18 protein-coding genes and 1 tRNA gene are annotated in these 15,773 nt (G+C 63.2%); 13 read left to right on the forward strand and 6 right to left on the reverse strand.

The annotated features are described in order from the left end of the window. On the reverse strand, positions 1–497 hold a 497-nt coding region (locus AB8A38_RS00005; RefSeq protein WP_439084508.1), incomplete at its 3' end, for a helix-turn-helix domain-containing protein. A gap of 329 nt (positions 498–826) precedes the next feature. Here AB8A38_RS00005 and AB8A38_RS00010 point away from each other — a divergent pair. The 8 genes from AB8A38_RS00010 (at position 827) to AB8A38_RS00045 (ending at position 8,735) form a co-directional block, all read left to right on the forward strand. Continuing rightward, positions 827–1,174: a RidA family protein gene (locus AB8A38_RS00010; RefSeq protein WP_439084509.1), complete on the forward strand. Its 348-nt coding sequence runs from the start codon at positions 827–829 to the stop codon at positions 1,172–1,174. A gap of 138 nt (positions 1,175–1,312) precedes the next feature. Next, complete coding sequence (locus tag AB8A38_RS00015; RefSeq protein ID WP_320444825.1) at positions 1,313–2,629, forward strand: MFS transporter; 1,317 nt, start codon at positions 1,313–1,315, stop codon at positions 2,627–2,629. Positions 2,630–2,781: 152 nt separating this feature from the next. Then, positions 2,782–3,303, forward strand: coding sequence for an MOSC domain-containing protein (locus AB8A38_RS00020; RefSeq protein WP_439084510.1), 522 nt, complete (start codon positions 2,782–2,784; stop codon positions 3,301–3,303). Continuing rightward, positions 3,300–4,256, forward strand: a complete 957-nt coding sequence (locus tag AB8A38_RS00025) for a PDR/VanB family oxidoreductase (protein ID WP_439084511.1) — start codon at positions 3,300–3,302, stop codon at positions 4,254–4,256. The genes AB8A38_RS00020 and AB8A38_RS00025 overlap by 4 nt, the downstream gene beginning before the upstream one ends. A 287-nt stretch (positions 4,257–4,543) precedes the next feature. Then, on the forward strand, positions 4,544–5,572 hold the full coding sequence (locus AB8A38_RS00030; protein ID WP_439084512.1) for a 2-keto-3-deoxygluconate permease: 1,029 nt from the start codon (positions 4,544–4,546) through the stop codon (positions 5,570–5,572). Position 5,573: 1 nt separating this feature from the next. After that, positions 5,574–6,824, forward strand: coding sequence for a four-carbon acid sugar kinase family protein (locus tag AB8A38_RS00035; protein ID WP_439084513.1), 1,251 nt, complete (start codon positions 5,574–5,576; stop codon positions 6,822–6,824). Continuing rightward, complete coding sequence (gene pdxA, locus AB8A38_RS00040; RefSeq protein ID WP_439084514.1) at positions 6,821–7,822, forward strand: 4-hydroxythreonine-4-phosphate dehydrogenase PdxA; 1,002 nt, start codon at positions 6,821–6,823, stop codon at positions 7,820–7,822. The genes AB8A38_RS00035 and pdxA overlap by 4 nt, the downstream gene beginning before the upstream one ends. Before the next feature lie 148 nt (positions 7,823–7,970). Continuing rightward, entirely contained in the window at positions 7,971–8,735 is a 765-nt protein-coding gene (locus AB8A38_RS00045; protein WP_439084515.1) for a DeoR/GlpR family DNA-binding transcription regulator, read from the forward strand. 51 nt (positions 8,736–8,786) lie between these two features. On the opposite strand, the gene AB8A38_RS00050 is transcribed toward AB8A38_RS00045, so the two are convergent. From AB8A38_RS00050 to AB8A38_RS00060, 3 genes are all read right to left on the reverse strand, one after another. Beyond that, entirely contained in the window at positions 8,787–9,206 is a 420-nt protein-coding gene (locus tag AB8A38_RS00050; RefSeq protein ID WP_439084516.1) for a hypothetical protein, read from the reverse strand. Positions 9,207–9,373: 167 nt separating this feature from the next. Further along, entirely contained in the window at positions 9,374–9,619 is a 246-nt protein-coding gene (locus AB8A38_RS00055) for a hypothetical protein (protein ID WP_439088436.1), read from the reverse strand. A gap of 316 nt (positions 9,620–9,935) precedes the next feature. Beyond that, a tRNA-Leu gene (locus AB8A38_RS00060) sits at positions 9,936–10,021 on the reverse strand. A gap of 150 nt (positions 10,022–10,171) precedes the next feature. Between AB8A38_RS00060 and AB8A38_RS00065 the strand changes: the two genes are divergently transcribed. Beyond that, a complete protein-coding gene (locus AB8A38_RS00065; RefSeq protein ID WP_439084517.1) occupies positions 10,172–10,579 on the forward strand; it encodes a twin-arginine translocation pathway signal in 408 nt (135 codons plus the stop codon). A gap of 10 nt (positions 10,580–10,589) precedes the next feature. On the opposite strand, the gene AB8A38_RS00070 is transcribed toward AB8A38_RS00065, so the two are convergent. Then, positions 10,590–11,756: an FAD-dependent monooxygenase gene (locus AB8A38_RS00070; protein WP_439084518.1), complete on the reverse strand. Its 1,167-nt coding sequence runs from the start codon at positions 11,754–11,756 to the stop codon at positions 10,590–10,592. A gap of 9 nt (positions 11,757–11,765) precedes the next feature. Further along, complete coding sequence (locus tag AB8A38_RS00075) at positions 11,766–12,011, reverse strand: zinc-finger domain-containing protein (protein ID WP_092146933.1); 246 nt, start codon at positions 12,009–12,011, stop codon at positions 11,766–11,768. A 229-nt stretch (positions 12,012–12,240) separates the two neighbouring features. Between AB8A38_RS00075 and AB8A38_RS00080 the strand changes: the two genes are divergently transcribed. From AB8A38_RS00080 to AB8A38_RS00095, 4 genes are all read left to right on the forward strand, one after another. Further along, a complete protein-coding gene (locus tag AB8A38_RS00080; protein ID WP_439084519.1) occupies positions 12,241–13,449 on the forward strand; it encodes a hypothetical protein in 1,209 nt (402 codons plus the stop codon). A 67-nt stretch (positions 13,450–13,516) separates the two neighbouring features. After that, a complete protein-coding gene (locus AB8A38_RS00085; protein ID WP_089264925.1) occupies positions 13,517–14,269 on the forward strand; it encodes an alpha/beta fold hydrolase in 753 nt (250 codons plus the stop codon). Positions 14,270–14,495: 226 nt separating this feature from the next. Continuing rightward, positions 14,496–15,323 (forward strand): serine O-acetyltransferase, encoded by an 828-nt coding sequence (gene cysE, locus AB8A38_RS00090; RefSeq protein WP_068736178.1) that lies wholly within the window; start codon positions 14,496–14,498, stop codon positions 15,321–15,323. A 174-nt stretch (positions 15,324–15,497) separates the two neighbouring features. Next, entirely contained in the window at positions 15,498–15,716 is a 219-nt protein-coding gene (locus tag AB8A38_RS00095) for a DUF3126 family protein (RefSeq protein WP_068736180.1), read from the forward strand. The last annotated feature ends 57 nt before the right edge of the window (positions 15,717–15,773 follow it).

Consider the following 15,773-nt stretch of genomic DNA (forward strand, 5'->3'; position numbering starts at 1 on the left):
ACCCAGTGCGGTGTCTCGCCGGAAAAGTACAGGCAGTCGCCTTTCTTTAGGACGATCTCTTCGTCCTCGATCTTGATCGCCATCTTGCCTGATATGACGAACAGGAATTCTTCGCCCGCATGCGATGCGCGCGGCGCGAATTTCAGCGGCGGCCGGATCAGGAACGGCTCCATCATCTTGCGTGTGCGTCCCGCAGCCAGCGCCAGCAGATCGACGCCGTCGTCCTGCATGGGCGTTTGCTGTTCGTCCTGCCGGAATAGCGTGTAGCGCGGGGCCGGCGTTGGGTTGGGGTCGAACAGATAGGTGACGTTGACATCGAGCGCAGCGGCGAGGCGCAGCAGCGCATTGACCGACGGCGTTTTCAGGCCGCGCTCGACGAGGGAGATATAGCCGCGTGTCAGTTCGCTCTGGGTGGCGAGCTGATCCAGCGTCAGTCCCTTGGTGGTGCGTAGCTGGCGCAGGTTGAAGCCAACCGCATTCTTGCTGACGTCGAGCAACGTCGATCTCCTGATGAGGTGCTTGTTCTTTTAGAGGGCGCGCGGCGATGGTGGAAGGGCCGTCTCGCTGATCTCTTTGAAAGCGCTCCAGAGCGATACCGGAGTGTTTCTACAGGAAAACATTGCTGCAGATATTTCCAGCACGGGCAAGGATAATTTAGGCAAAAGTGCTGGGAAATGCCGATTTTCCGCCTGTGTTATGTGCATCGGACGCCTTTTGCCGATTTAGGCATCAGATGCCGATTTTCGTGACGTTGATTTCTGTCAGTAAACCTGTTGGATTTTGATGACGGGAATATGTCCTCAGAAAACGACACGAAGGCAGATAGATGATCAAGCGTTTGAAGCCCGGTAAGCGGCTCAGCATGGCCACGGTGCATGGTGGTCTCGTTTATCTCGCAGGACAAGTGCCGGACGATCTGTCTGTCGGCGTCGAAGCGCAGGCCACTGAGGTGCTCGCCAAGATCGATGCGCTGCTGAGCGAAGCCGGCACCGACAAGTCATCGATCCTGAGCGCCACGGTGTGGCTGCCGAACATCGCGGATTTCGCGGCTTTCAATACGGTCTGGGATGAGTGGGTGCCGCCAGGCGCATCGCCCGCGCGCGCCTGTGTCGAAGCACGGCTCGCCAATCCGTCGATCCGCGTTGAGATCGCAGCCATCGCTGCCATTCCTTAAGCATCACCACCGCCTGCGCTGGGGCGACTGAAGCAACAGCGAAAGTTCACGAGAAGACCCGGACCGCGCCGCGAGATGTCGTGGCACGGAACGAGCCCATGCGCCTGAAACTGAACATGTCTTTTGAAGGAGTGAACGATGACCGTCGCAGAAGAATTCAATGCAGTTACAACTGCCGACCATCCCGACGACGCAGTGCTGCGCAAGATCGTCTGGTCGAGCGTGATCGGCACTGCCGTCGAGTGGTATGACTTCCTGATCTACGGCGCAGCGACCGCGCTGGTCTTCAACAAGGTGTTTTTCGCAGCGGGAGATCCGGCGCTCGCGACCATTGCAGCCTTCGGCACCTATGCTGTCGGCTTCCTCGCGCGTCCGCTGGGTGCGGCGATCTTCGGTCACTATGGCGACCGTGTCGGCCGCAAGGCGATGCTCGCTATTACCATCATGGTGATGGGTCTCGGCACCTTCGCCATCGGTCTGCTGCCGACCTACGCACAGATCGGCATCGCTGCGCCGATCCTGCTCATCGCACTCCGCTTCCTGCAGGGCATCGGCCTTGGCGGCGAATGGGGCGGTGCGGTTCTGATGGTGGTCGAGAATTGTCCCACGCATAAACGCGGCTTCCTCGGCAGCATGGTGCAGGTCGGCAATCCCGTCGGCAATCTCGCGGCCATCGGCATGTTCGCGCTGGTCTCGCAACTGCCCGAAGAAGACTTCATGAGCTATGGCTGGCGCATTCCGTTCCTGCTCTCGATCCTGCTGGTCGGCGTCGGCCTCTGGATCCGCATGAGCATGGAAGAGACTCCGGCGTTCCGCGCGTTGAAGGCGAAGAACGAAGTCGCCAAGATGCCGATCGTTGAAATCTTCAAGTATCACCGCCGTCCGTTCTTCACGGCCGTTGGCCTGAAGATCTCGGAAATCGCCTATGCCTCGATCGCCGGCGTGTTCATCATGTCCTATGCGACGTCGAAGCTCGGCCTGTCGCGCGGGCTGGTGCTGAACGGCGCCTTCATCGCATCCTTCGTTGCGCTGTTCTCGATCCCGTTCTTCGGCTGGCTGTCGGACAAGGTCGGTCGCAAGGCGATGTTCTATGCGAGCTGTCTCTTTTGCGCAGCCTTCGCATTCCCGATGTTCTGGCTGCTCGACACCCGCGATCCAACCATCGTGATCCTCACCATCGTCGTCGCGATCTCCTTCGGCCAGATGGTGATGTTCGGCATCGGCGCGCCCTGGTATTCGGAGCTGTTCACCGCGAAGCTGCGCTATAGCGGTGCGTCGCTCGGCTTCCAGGTCGGTGCAGCCATCTCGGGCGGTCTCAGCCCGCTGATCGCGGCATCGCTGATGACCTGGGCCGGTGCGACCTGGCCGGTATCGGTATTCCTGATCTTCTGCGCCTGCATCACCGCCATCGCGACGTCCTTTGCGCCGGAAATGGCGAACAAGGAATTGACGTAACACACACACCGTCATGGCCGGGCAAAGCGCGAAGCGCGGCTTCGCTAGATGTCCCGGGCATCCACGTCTTGGCTGCAAAAGAGAAAGACGTGGATGCCCGGCATGCGCCGGGCATGACGGCGAAGCTGTTCAGGCACGCAAGGATGACAAAAATGCTCGACACATTGACTGCCAAACCCGCATCCGGCGCCGTGGTTCCGTCCTGGACCGGCGTGGTGCGCCATCTCCACATCACCCCGCGCGCGTTTCTGCCGATGCGCGAAATGTCCGAACTCACGCTGGTCGCCGGCAAGGGTATCGAGGGCGATCGCTACATGATCGGCCGCGAGGAGGGCTTCTATTCGCACAAGCCTGAAGAAGGGCGCCAGGTCACGCTGTTCGAATATGAGACGCTGTTAGCGCTGAAGCGTGATCACAATATCGATCTCGCCCCCGAAGAACATCGCCGCAATGTCACCGTGTCCGGCGTGCCGCTGACGCATCTGGTCGGTCGCCAGTTCTGGCTCGGCGAGACGCTGCTAGAATCGACGCGGCTGTCGATCCCGTGCCGGCATATCGAGGAGATCACCGGCAAGGCGATCTTCGATCCGCTGATCAACCGCTCCGGCCTCAACTGCAGGATCCTGCAGGGCGGCACCGTGCGCGTCGGCGATGCCGTGCGGAACGTGCAATGAGCGCGGTGCCGATCACCAGGGTCAGGACCATCGTCGACAAGATCGAGGATGGCGGCCGGGGCATCAAGCTCTTCTCGTTGGTCGATCCCGATCACTGGGAACTGCCGCCGTTCCGGCCGGGCGCGCATATCGATCTGCATCTGCCCCGCGGATTGGTGCGGACCTATTCGCTCTGCAACGATCCCGCCGACAGCAAGCGCTATGTTGTTGCCGTGAAACGCGAGGCCGAAGGGCGGGGTGGTTCGATCGTGCTGCATGACGCGGTCAAGGTCGGCGACACCATCGGCGTGACGCTGCCGCGCGGCGGGCTCGATCTGTCTGCGGATGTGACGCGCTTCACCTTCATCGGCGGCGGCATCGGCGTCACACCGTTCCTGTCGGCGGCGACCTGGCTCAAGCGCATGGGCCGTTCAAAATTCACGCTGCACATGATCGCACGCGGCGAGCCGCCGCTGGCCGATCTGCTCGCGCCGCTGCGCAAGTCCGGTCATGTGGTGATCCACGACACATCGAGCGGGCAACGCCCGGATATCGCGGCACTGGTCGGCCGGCCACTGTCGGACGTCGCGCTCGCCTGCTGCGGTCCCGACGGCATGATCGACGACTTCGAACAAGCGTCGCGCGACTGGCCCGCCGATCGCGTGCATATCGAGCGCTTCGTGCCGCCGCCGCTGCCGATCGATCCCGACGCGAAGCCCTATGTGCTGGCGCTGGCGAAATCGAAGCGGGAAATCACCGTGACTGCCGGACAGACCATGCTGTCGGCGCTGACAGATATCGGCATCGACGTGCCGGCATCCTGCTGCGGCGGTATCTGCGGCTCCTGCAAGGTGGACTGGCTGGAAGGTCAGCCGGTGCATCGCGACCGCGTGCTGTCGCCGGCGGAACGCGAACGCAGCCTCTTGGTCTGTGTGGCAGGTTCCGCTGGGGATCGTCTGGTTCTCGATCTCTGACATCCGATCTGACGGCGAAACAGGCGGCAACGGTTCATCCGTTGCCGCCTGTTTGCGTTTCATGCAGCGCATCGCAACGCGCGACGTTCCGGTCAGCGAAACGCCCGCTTTGGATGGCTTACAAACATACCTTGATGGCTTAACTAATTTTTAGAAATTGCGCAATTTGCGCAAAAAGTGTTTGATGGCTGCGCAATTTGCGCATATTGGCGATGTGCGCAGGGGCTCCTGAAGGGAAATTGCGCAGAATAATCAGTGACGCGCAGGACGCGGGAAGGAAATGGACCATGCAGATTCCAATTAAGCGGGCGATTGAGAAGGTGCCGGGCGGCATGATGACGGTGCCGCTGCTGATCGGCGCGCTGTTCGCGACCTTTGCCCCCAACACCCCGAAATTCTTCGGCTCGTTCACCGGCGCGCTGTTCTCCGGCGGCGCTCTCAGCATTCTCGCCGTGTTCTATGTGTGCATGGGCGCGAGCATTGACTTCAAGGCGACGCCTTACATCGTGAAGAAGGGCGGCGCCCTGATGATCGTGAAGGTCGGCACCGCAATCATCCTCGGCCTGATTTTCGGCCGCTTCCTCGGTGAAGCGCCGGTCACCGCCGGCATCTTCGCAGGCGTGTCGACGCTGGCGATCGTAGCCGCCATGAACGACACCAATGGCGGTCTCTACATGGCGCTGATGGGCCAGTATGGCCGTCCGCGCGACGTCGGTGCCTACAGCATCATGACGCTGGAAAGCGGTCCGTTCCTCACCATGGTGACGCTCGGCGTTGCCGGTCTGTCGTCTTTCCAGTGGCCCGCGCTCGTTGGCGCGATCCTGCCGCTGGTGGCCGGCATGATCCTTGGTAATCTCGATCGCGAACTGCGCGACTTCCTCAGCAAGGCCGTGCCTGTGATGATCCCGTTCTTCGCCTTTGCGCTCGGCACCGGCCTGAACCTGACGCAGGTCTGGCAGGCGGGTCTGCTCGGCGTCGGCATGGGCGTTGCAGTCGTCATCGTGACCGGCATCCCGCTGTTCCTCGTTGACCGTCTCACCGGCGGCAACGGCGTCGCGGGCGTCGCTGCGGCGTCCACCGCCGGTAATGCGGCGGCTGTGCCTGCGATCGTCGCTGCGGCCAATCCGGCCTATGCGGCGGCTGCCGGCCCGGCGACCATCCTCATCGCGGCCTGCGTGGTCGTGACGGCGATCCTGACGCCGATCCTGACCTCGTGGGTTGCCGGTATCGTCGGCAGTGATGTCGAGCCGGAAGCGGAGGCGACGACGCCTGCTGCGCCAAGCGTCGCATCAGCCGCACCCGTGGCTGGGCACTAAGATGGCGGGACGCTGGCTGATCCTCGCCGATGATCTCACCGGAGCAGCGGACTGCGCCATCGCCTTTGGTCGCCGGGGCCTTGCGGCTGCCGTGACCTGGGGCGAGATCGCAAGTGCCGGGGATCGCCAGCATCCGGTTCTCTCCTACGATGCAGCGAGCCGCGGCCTTACGGCCGAGGCCGCTGCGCGTCGGCACGCCGACGTGTTGCAACAACTGATGGAGCCGGATCGGCTCCTGTTCAAGAAGATCGACTCCACGCTGCGCGGCCAGCCGGCGTCCGAGACGGCGGCTGCGCTGGCGCATCTCAAGTCGCAGTCGGGTTCGGCCTTCGGCATCTTCGCGCCGGCCTTTCCCGCGACGAACCGCACCACGATCAATGGCCGCGTCGTCGTCAATGGTCGTCCGCTTGAGGAAGCCGAGGTCTGGAAGCGCGATCACACCTACGATAATGCCGACATCGCTGATGTATTGGCATCGGCTGGTATTCGCAGCGAGAAGGTGCTGCTTGCGACGATCCGCGGCGGCCATCTCAAGGCTCACCTGGCGCGTATCGCGTCCGAGGACAGCGTCGTTGCGATCTGCGATGCGGAGACCGAGCACGATCTGCATCTGATCGCCGAAGCCAGCCTGAAGATTTCACCGGCGACAGTGTTCATCGGCAGCGCGGGCCTTGCACATGCGCTGGCTGCGCTCGATGACACCAGTGCTGCCGAGAAGCTGGAAATTCCACCCAGCATCTACGGCACGCTGATCGTGGTCGGCTCGCTCGCCGGCGCGTCGCGCTCCGCAGCGCGCAAGCTGGTCGCGAGCGGCACCGTCATTCATCTGCCAGTTACGCCGGAAGTTCTGCTCGGCGACAAGGCCGGGCAGGCCGCACTGGCTACCCGCGTGACCGAAGGACTGACCGCAGGCGGCGATGTCCTGGTCGAGATCGTGATGGATGACAATCCGAAAATGTCGCTCGGCCCGCAGCTAGCGCAGAATCTCGCCGATGCGCTCATGCCCGTGGCATCCAGCATCGGCGCCTTTGCCGCAACCGGCGGCGAGACCGCCGCTGCACTGCTGTCGCGCTTCGGCGTCAATGGCATCCGTCTTGCCGACGAGATCGAGCCCGGCGTTTCGCTCGGCCTCACGCTCGGCGCATTATCCGTGCCGATCGCCACCAAGGCCGGCGCCTTCGGCGACGAGAACAGCCTGATCAAAATTCGCGAACGTCTTCACATCGTCCGAACTCAAGGAAGCTTTACATGACCCGTCCGACCATTGCGATCACCATGGGCGATCCCGCAGGCATCGGCCCCGAAGTGATCATGAAAGCCTTCGCCCATCCGGAAATGCTCGCGATGTGCAATCCGCTGGTGATTGGCGATGCCAATCGCCTGCGCAAGGCCGGCGAGATCGTCGGCGCGAAAGTCGGCGTCGACTCGCTCAGCGATGCCAAGGCGGCAAATTTCACGTCCGGGAACGTGCAGTGCGTGGACCTGAAGATCGTGCCCGAGGATCTGCCGTTCGGCCAGAACTCCCCGATCGCGGGCGAGGCGGCTTATCGTTTTATCGAGAAGGCTGTCGAGATCGTGCAGGCCGGCATCGCGCAGGGCATCTGCACCGCGCCGTTGTCCAAGGAAGCGCTGCATGCAGCCGGTCACAAATATCCCGGCCATACTGAACTGCTCGCGCATCTGACCGGTACGCCGGAAGTGTCGATGATGCTGGTGTCGCCGAAGCTGCGCGTCATTCATGTGACCACGCATATCGGCCTGATCGACGCCATCAAGAAGATCGAGCCGGGCCTGGTCGAGCGTGTCATCACGCGTGGCCATGAAGTGCTGGTCAAGGCCGGCATCAAGAACCCGAAGATCGGCGTGTGCGCGATCAATCCCCATGCCGGCGAGAACGGCTTGTTCGGCTATGGCGAGGAAGCCGAGAAGATCACGCCGGCCGTGGAAGCCTGTCAGAAGAAGGGCTGGGATGTGCGCGGTCCGCTGCCGGCCGATACGCTGTTCTTCCTGGCCGGTCGCGGTGACTACGACATGGTGGTCGCGATGTATCACGATCAGGGCCATGGCCCGATCAAGGTGCTGGGTCTGGAATCCGGCGTGAACATCACGGTTGGCCTTCCGGTCATCCGCACCTCGGTCGATCATGGCACCGCCTTCGACATCGCCGGCAAGGGCATTGCCGACGAGCGCAGCCTTCTCGAAGCGCTGCGGCAGGCGGTCGATCTCGCGCCGGGCGCCAAGGCGGCCTGACGCATCCTTCGCCATTCCGGGGCGCGCGCTCTTGCGCGCGAACCCGGAATCTCGAAGTGTCTGTCACATATCGAGGTTCCGGGTTCGTCGCCGCGAAGGCGCGGTGACGCCCCGGAACGACGAGCGTGATGAGAGGGCAGGGACATCCATGTCGATGCGCAGCAAGGAGCGGCACGCCCGCTTGTTGGATGCCCTGAACGCAGGAGAGATCGACGTCGACGATCTCGCGCGGCGCTTTGGTGTGTCCGGCTCGACCGTGCGGCGCGACCTGCAGCATCTCTCGAAGAACAACGCGGTGCGCCGCACTTACGGCGGCGCGATTCTCACCGGCCATGTCGCGGAGACCACGCTCGATCAGCGCTTCGCGGTCCAGGGCAAGGAAAAGCAGGCCATCGCGCGTGCGGCGATCGACCTGATCGAGGATGGCGACACGCTGATCCTCGACGCCGGATCGACGGTCGCTGCTTTTGGCAAGCTGCTGTTGCAGCGCCGCCTGCGCATTATCACCAACAATATCGCGCTGCTGCCGTTTCTCGCCAAGGCACCAAGCATCGAGCTCGTGGTGCTGGGCGGCGCGCTGCGCTCGACCAGCATGAGCACCATGGGACCGCTGGCCAGCGAGGGCCTGCGCCGGCTCACGGCTGACCGTGCCATCATGAGCGCTGACGGTGTGGTGAGTGGCCGTGGCCTCTGCGAGGCCGACCTCGATCAGGTCGCCTTGAAATCCTTGATGATGCAGCAGGCCAAGGAGGTCATCGTGCTCGCCGACGCCGGCAAGCTCGGCCGCGCCGAACAGGATGCCTGGGCGCCGCTGCCGCCGCGCTGGACACTGGTGACCGGCGCTGGTGCCTCGGCGGAGCAGCGCAGGCTGATGGAAGAGGAGGGGGCGCGGATTGTCGTGGCGGGGACGTAGGCGCGCCCGGCGCGTTTTGCTCTGAATGGCTGGCTTGAGACTCACAAGGCTCTAGTAACGTCTCAGCAGGCCGCGCGCCGCGCTAATATCACCATAGTCGGCACAGGCCCCTTTCGGGTTTTTGATGAGGTCCGCCCGGAGCCGCTTGGACGTTTTGCTGGCGGCCTCAAACACTTCGAGACGAAATTTACTTCTATCGTAGTCCTCGCCATCGTGAGCCTTTATGGCCGCGGCATAGGCGTCGATCATTGCCATCGCGGCATCAGGGCTTCCAAGAAGTCTGGCGCCGAGTTGAACGCCGTGGGCACCGTCGGCCTCGTAGCCGCTGCATCGTTGTTCGAGCACCGCGGCTGCAGTGACGAGTTGGTCAAGGAACGTCGCCTCGGCGTCGGTGAGTATTGCGGCATTTGCCTGTCCTGGCGCGATCATCGCGAGCAGCGCAATTGCTGGCAGTTTGATTTTCTTGGCCATGGCTCTCCCGAAAATCCCGGTGTCGTACATCATCGGCAAATACTGCAAGTCGCACAAATCTGACACGGATGAATGCGATGCAGAAGAATTGGCGTTGAGAAGGACATCGCGGATCACGAACCCGGGTGCCAACTGGCGCCAGAGTCCGTGAACTGCAAACAAGTCCCCTACCGCCGCACTCCGACGCGATTGACACCACCATTCAAATTGGTTGCGCTCGCCGTACCGGCCCGAACCGCAGCGCGTGCCACGGGACGTGGCCGAAGCACCACCCCGGCTCTTGCAACGCAATGGGCGGGATAGCCAACATATTGGCAGTAGACGACTGCCTCGGCCGGCGCGGGGCTAAGAGCAATTCCTGCTAACCCCAGTGCGGCGCTGACCGCAAAACCTGTCAATGTCACGTGCCTCATGGCGATACTCCCGATCTTGCTGTTCGACTCATCAGCATTTGTCAGCCGCTGGACGGCGGATCGGATCGTCAAAGGTGCAGGGAGAGCGCCGTTGATGTAGATCAACAGCGGAGGGCGGTTCGAACGGCGGCCTGGTCCTTGTCGAGCAAAAAAAAATGTCTGAGCCCAAGGCGCGCAAGCGGGACCCCAACGCAATGGCGGAGTCGGCAGGACCGTCAATCGACGTACTACCGCAAAGCGAGGATGGGCAGCAGGCCCGAATCAGGGGCGCTGCAAGTGCGTGCACTGCGCTTTGTCGACACGGCTTGGGATTTGCTGGTGCCCCCTGCCGGACTCGAACCGGCACGCCCAGAGGACTCAAGATTTTAAGTCTTGTATGTCTACCAATTCCATCAAGGGGGCAGGCTGCGCTTCCTTACCTTTAAAATCGCCAGCCGCCAAATCGTGTGGGGGATCAGGCAAATAGTCGGCGGGCGCGCGCAGCTTCAGCCTCAATCCGGCCACCGGCGGCTGCTTTACGCAACGTCAATACTGCCCGGCTAGAAAGTCCCGATGATCGCATCTCCATCCCGTTCCCGCCTGCCGACGCGCGCTGCCGCGATGGCGTCGTTGCTCGTCCTGGCCGGATATCTCGGCGGCTGCGCGAGCATGGGGGACGGCATGGTGTCGGGCGCCTTCGTCGATCCCGCAAGATACGACCTCTACGACTGCAAGCAGCTCGAGGCCGAGCGCAAAACGCTGGCGACGCGGACGGCCGAGTTGCAGGGGCTGATCGACAAGGCCCAGACCGGCACCGGCGGGGCTGTGGTCAGCGAACTTGCCTATCGCAACGACTACATCTCCACGCGGGCGCAGGCCAAGCTGGCGGAAGAGAATTGGCAGAAGAGCAAATGCGTCGCGAGCGCGCCGGTCGCGCCGCCGCCGGCTGCGCCGCGCCCGCGGGCCGGCGCGCGCTCCTGAGCCGTCCGGCTCAAAGCCTCCAGTTATAGATCCAATCCTGCCGCGCCTGCAGACGTCCTGCACCCAGCGCGCGCATGGCGAGGTCGCGCGCCAGCGCCATGGGCCCGCGCAGATGATAGATCTGGCCGGATTGCCGCGCGGTGCGCTGGACATGGGCCACGCGTGGCTGGCGCAGCGCCGCGTAGCGCGCCAGCGCGGGCGCAATCCCTGCCGCATCGTCGCCCACCGTGCCGAGGCATTGCGCCAGCACCGCCGCATCCTCGATGGCCATGCCTGCGCCCTGCGCGGCGAATGGCAGCATCGCATGGGCGGCATCGCCGAGCAGCGCCACGGGGCCCTCGTGCCACATGCCGCCGTCCTGTATCGTGAACAGCGGCCAGCGCCGCCAGTTCTCGACGCTCTCGATCATGGCGCGCGCATTGGCGGGCCAGTGCGACGCTGCAAAATGTCGCCTGATCTCGCCGGTGTCGCCGGTATCGCTGCTGCCAGGCTGCATCACGGCGCCGGGCATGATCGCGACCATGTTGATCCGCTCGCCCGATGACACCGGATAGACGACGAGATGGGACTTCGGCCCCATCCAGAGCTGGACGCCATGGGGAAACAGGTCGCTGTCCAGCCGGCTCGTTTCCAGCGTCCCGCGCCAGGCGATCAGGCCGGAGAATTGCGGTCGCGTTTCGGGAAATACCTGTCGCCGAACGGTCGACCATGCGCCATCGGCGCCGATCAAGGCCAGCGCAGACTCGTCATTTACGGCAATGCCGCCGGGCTGCGCGCGGAATGTGTCCACCGGACAGCCAAGGCGCAGTTCAATGTCGGGATGCGCGGTGACTGCGCCGAGCAATGCCGATTGCAGATCGGCACGATGCACCAGCCAGTAGGGTGCATGATCGCGGGCGCTGCCGAGCGGCAGACGGATCACCTCGCCGCCGCTGCGCGCGGTCATGATGCTCACACTGGCCGGCGTCGTGACATAGGGCGCAAGGCGCGGTTGCAGGCCGAGGCCGATCAGTATGCGGGTCGCATTGGGCGAGAGCTGCAGTCCGGCGCCGGCTTCTTCGAGCCGTCCGGTCTTCTCACAGATAAGGACGCGAAAACCCTGGGCGGCCAGCGCCAGCGCAGCCGTCAGTCCACCGATGCCCGCACCAGCGATGACGATGGTGCGCGGGGCCGTCACGGCCGGAAATCAGGCAACCTTGTCTTTCACCACGCATTCCGGCGGACGCGACTGGCCGGCAGCGAGATCGGCGGCAAAGCGGTACAGAGTCGAGCAATACGGGCAGATGATCTCGTTGTCGTTGCCAAGGTCGAGGAAGACATGCGGATGATCGAACGGCGGATTGGCACCCACGCACATGAATTCCTGCGAGCCGATCTCGATGATCGGAACGCCGGCGTCATTGTGAAAGTGCGGAACCACGTGGTCGGACATCTTCTCTACCTTTGCTCGCAACAGCCGCGGGCGTATGAGCCGGCGCGCCATTCAGTGCGGCGCACCATACTGGTCCGGAACCATGATTCCTAGACCGCGGAGGGGTCATTCATCCGTACAAATTCGACACAATTCGGGTGTCTCCGAATAGCCCTTCTTTCGTCGGGGCAGTTGTGTCCACGATGTGACGTACCATTTCTAAAGAGGTGCAAGGATAGGGTTTTCCGCCATGTGGTTCCGGCTCGACACAGCTTTGACGGGGGTAGCGGTCTGTGCGACCGCCGGCCTGCTGTTGCTGCCGCAGGCGCGCGATGCCGGCGCGGTGCTGACCGCCCAGGATGACCCCGTTGCTCTGGCCGATGCGCAACTCAGCTCTGCATTGCGGAAGGATCCCGCGGTGCTCGCCCGCAATATCGAGGACGCGCTCGCGGCCAAGGATGCCGATCTCGCCAAGAGCTTTGCCGACGTTGCGGCTGCCAGAAATGTTCAACTGCCGGACGACCTCGCCAGGCGCGTGACCGAGGCGGTTGCGGACGAGAATTCCGCCTCCCATTTCGCCAGCCGCTTTGCGACCGGTTTCGTCACTGGCACTGCCGACGATGTCGGCAGCCTGTCCGGCACCGTTGCCGGCGATCTCTTCGTGTTCGGCGATATCCGCGACGTGGTGCGCGAGGGCAAGCACATGGCGATGGGCGAGGACACCGATCATCTCATTCTCGGCCTTGCTGCTGCAGGCCTCGCTGTGACCGCCGCGACCTATGTCAGCGTTGGCGGCGTCGCGCCGGTGCGCGCGGGTCTCACGCTGGTAAAGGATGCGCGCAAGGTCGGTCGGATCGGCGAGGGGCTCACCACCTGGGCGGCGCGCTCGGCGCGGGGCGTGGTGGACGGTCCGATGCTGCGCGCTGCTGTGGCCGATGCGTCGATCCTGCGGCCGGGCCAAACCATCACGGCGGTGAAGGCCGCGTTCCGCACCGAGAAAGCCGGCGGCATCGTTCGTCTTGCCGGCGATGTCGGCCGCGTTGGCGAGAAGGCGGGCACGCGCGGCGCGCTCGATACGCTGCGTATCGCGCAGAGCCCGAAGGACGTCGCGCGCGCGGCGCGGCTCGCCGAAGTGAAAGGCGGCCAGACCCGCGCCATCATGAAGATGTTCGGTCGCGGCGCGCTGCTGCTGGCGGCTGGCGCCTTCAATCTTTTCATGTGGCTGTTCTGGGCATTGTTCACGCTGCTCGGATTTGTCGTGTCGATCAAGGCAACCACCGAGCGCATAACCTGGTCGTGGCTGCAGCGCTCCAAAGCGAAGCGCGCGCGCCGCGACCTGGCGGTACGACAGGACGCTCTGCTGCAGGAGATCTCACGCAAGGACGCATTACTCAGGGACATGGCTCTCCGCCATCCGGCGCCGGCTCACTCACTGGCGCCGGTGCTCGTCCACGGGTAAACTGCGCGCTTCCCCATCACCATTCATTCTCTCAATCACCCATCTCTCAATCGTAACGGAATTCTGGATGCCGAGCTTTCACAACGGCGCTGTCGAAATTGCTTATCTCGATGAAGGCGAGGGCGATCCGATCGTTCTCGTGCACGGCTTTGCGTCGAGCAAGAACGTCAACTGGGTCTATCCGACCTGGGTGTCGGAGTTGAAGAAGCACAATCGCCGCGTCATCGCGCTCGACAATCGCGGCCATGGCGATTCCAGCAAGCTCTACGATTCCGAACAATACAGCATCGGTGCGATGGCCGCCGACGTGCGCGCGCTGCTCGCGCATCTTGGTATCGTGCGCACCGATATGATGGGTTATTCGATGGGCGCGCGCATCACTGCCTATATCGCCTACAGCCATCCCGAATTGATCCGCAGCGCGATCTTCGGCGGTCTCGGCATCGGCCTCATCAAGGGCGGCGGTCCCGGCGAGAACGTTGCGCTTGCGCTCGAGGCGGACTCGCTCGACGACGTCACCGACCCCGTCGGCCGCACGTTCCGCGCTTTCGCCGATCAGACCCGTTCGGATCGCCGCGCGCTCGCAGCCTGTCTGCGCGGCTCGCGCCGGCTGATGACGAATGAGGAAGCCGCCGCCATCAAGGTGCCGCTGCTGATCGCGGTGGGAACGACCGACGAGATCAGCGGCTCCGCGCAGGAGTTGCAGAAGGTCATCGCCGGCTCCGAAGTGCTGGATATCCCGAACCGCGATCACATGCGGGCGGTCGGCGATCGCGTTTACAAGGAAGGCGTGCTGGATTTCCTGTCCCGCCGCCCGTGATGACAATTGGCGAGGGGCGCACCTTGTTTTGATCACACGAGCGCCCACTTCTGATGCACGCCCGGTTTGTGGGCGGGGTGGGGTCGTCCCGGGAATGTCTGCGCTTTCAACGTGTTAGCGGGGGATTGCCGGGTAAGCCACCGTTCACGATGGCAGGAGCCGTGTCACGACAGCGACGCGTCTTGTGCTATAACCGATGCACTATTCAGGAAATTGCGAGTCCGCCATGGCCGTGCAGAGCATCAATCCGCAGAATTCAAAACTCGCAACGCTGGATCCGATCTGGGATCGCATCCGTTCCGAGGCGGAAGACATCGTCCATCGCGAGCCTGAACTCGCATCCTTCATCTATTCGACCGTGCTGCATCACAACCGTCTGGAAGATTCGGTGGTGCATCGCGTTGCGGAGCGTCTCGATCATGCGGCGCTGTCCGGCGACCTGATCCGCCAGACCTTCGACGAAGCGCTGCGCGACGAGCCGGATCTTGGCAATGCGTTCCGCGCCGACCTCGTCGCCGTGTTCGACCGCGATCCCGCCACCACGCGCTTCATCGATCCGCTGCTGTACTTCAAGGGCTTCCATGCCATCCAGGCGCATCGTCTTGCGCATTGGCTCCACAAAAAGGGCCGCAAGGACTTTGCGTGGTATCTGCAGAGCCGCTCGTCGGCGGCCTTCCAGACCGACATCAATCCCGCCGCCAAGATCGGCCGCGGTATCTTTCTCGATCACGCGACGGGCTTCGTTGTTGGTGAAACTGCGGTCATCGAGGACGATGTTTCGATCCTGCACGGCGTCACGCTCGGCGGCACCGGCAAGGAAAACGAGGACCGCCATCCGAAGATTCGTCACGGTGTGCTGATCGGCGCCGGCGCCAAGATTCTCGGCAATATCGAAGTCGGCCATTGCGCGCGGATTGCCGCGGGCTCCGTCGTCGTCAAGCCTGTGCCGCACAATGTCACCGTGGCGGGCGTGCCGGCGAAGATCGTCGGCGAAGCCGGCTGTTCGGAGCCGTCGCGCACCATGAACCAGATGCTGAACGCGATCGGGCTCTGATTTTCAGGGGCTGAGACTTCTGGGCTTGCGATTTGCAAGCGCTGATATTGCACGCGTTTTCGTTCACTTGTGGGATGGCGTGATTTTTCGAGAAACGGCCTAGCCGTGGCCGTCATCTCGCATTAAAGCTTCTCTCCATCAGCTCAACAGACATCAACTGCATTGGAGACACCTGTGGACGTTCAGGAAGTCAGAAAGCTCGACGCCTATCTCAAGCGCGTGTTCGGCAACCAGAAGCTCCGCGTGGTGCCGCGCCCGAAGAAGGACGACTCCGCCGAAGTCTATATCGGCGAAGAATTCATCGGCGTGCTGTTTGTCGATGACGAAGACGATGATCGCTCGTTCCAGTTCCAGATGGCGATCCTGGAAGAAGATCTCGTCGATAACGGCTGAGGAGCCACCTTGCCCCCGCTTGGCGGCGGCGAGATCAGCGCAAGCGCCGGCGCGGGC

The sequence above is a fragment of the Tardiphaga sp. 839_C3_N1_4 genome, from assembly GCF_051811045.1.
Lineage (GTDB): Bacteria > Pseudomonadota > Alphaproteobacteria > Rhizobiales > Xanthobacteraceae > Tardiphaga.

Coding starts and splice junctions, on each gene's coding strand:
- AB8A38_RS00010 (WP_439084509.1), top strand. CDS start 827: ATGATCAAGCGTTTGAAGCCCGGTAAGCGGCTCAGCATGGCCACGGTG.
- AB8A38_RS00015 (WP_320444825.1), top strand. CDS start 1,313: ATGACCGTCGCAGAAGAATTCAATGCAGTTACAACTGCCGACCATCCC.
- AB8A38_RS00020 (WP_439084510.1), top strand. CDS start 2,782: ATGCTCGACACATTGACTGCCAAACCCGCATCCGGCGCCGTGGTTCCG.
- AB8A38_RS00025 (WP_439084511.1), top strand. CDS start 3,300: ATGAGCGCGGTGCCGATCACCAGGGTCAGGACCATCGTCGACAAGATC.
- AB8A38_RS00030 (WP_439084512.1), top strand. CDS start 4,544: ATGCAGATTCCAATTAAGCGGGCGATTGAGAAGGTGCCGGGCGGCATG.
- AB8A38_RS00035 (WP_439084513.1), top strand. CDS start 5,574: ATGGCGGGACGCTGGCTGATCCTCGCCGATGATCTCACCGGAGCAGCG.
- pdxA (WP_439084514.1), top strand. CDS start 6,821: ATGACCCGTCCGACCATTGCGATCACCATGGGCGATCCCGCAGGCATC.
- AB8A38_RS00045 (WP_439084515.1), top strand. CDS start 7,971: ATGTCGATGCGCAGCAAGGAGCGGCACGCCCGCTTGTTGGATGCCCTG.
- AB8A38_RS00050 (WP_439084516.1), bottom strand. CDS start 9,206: ATGGCCAAGAAAATCAAACTGCCAGCAATTGCGCTGCTCGCGATGATC.
- AB8A38_RS00055 (WP_439088436.1), bottom strand. CDS start 9,619: ATGAGGCACGTGACATTGACAGGTTTTGCGGTCAGCGCCGCACTGGGG.
- AB8A38_RS00065 (WP_439084517.1), top strand. CDS start 10,172: ATGATCGCATCTCCATCCCGTTCCCGCCTGCCGACGCGCGCTGCCGCG.
- AB8A38_RS00075 (WP_092146933.1), bottom strand. CDS start 12,011: ATGTCCGACCACGTGGTTCCGCACTTTCACAATGACGCCGGCGTTCCG.
- AB8A38_RS00080 (WP_439084519.1), top strand. CDS start 12,241: ATGTGGTTCCGGCTCGACACAGCTTTGACGGGGGTAGCGGTCTGTGCG.
- AB8A38_RS00085 (WP_089264925.1), top strand. CDS start 13,517: ATGCCGAGCTTTCACAACGGCGCTGTCGAAATTGCTTATCTCGATGAA.
- cysE (WP_068736178.1), top strand. CDS start 14,496: ATGGCCGTGCAGAGCATCAATCCGCAGAATTCAAAACTCGCAACGCTG.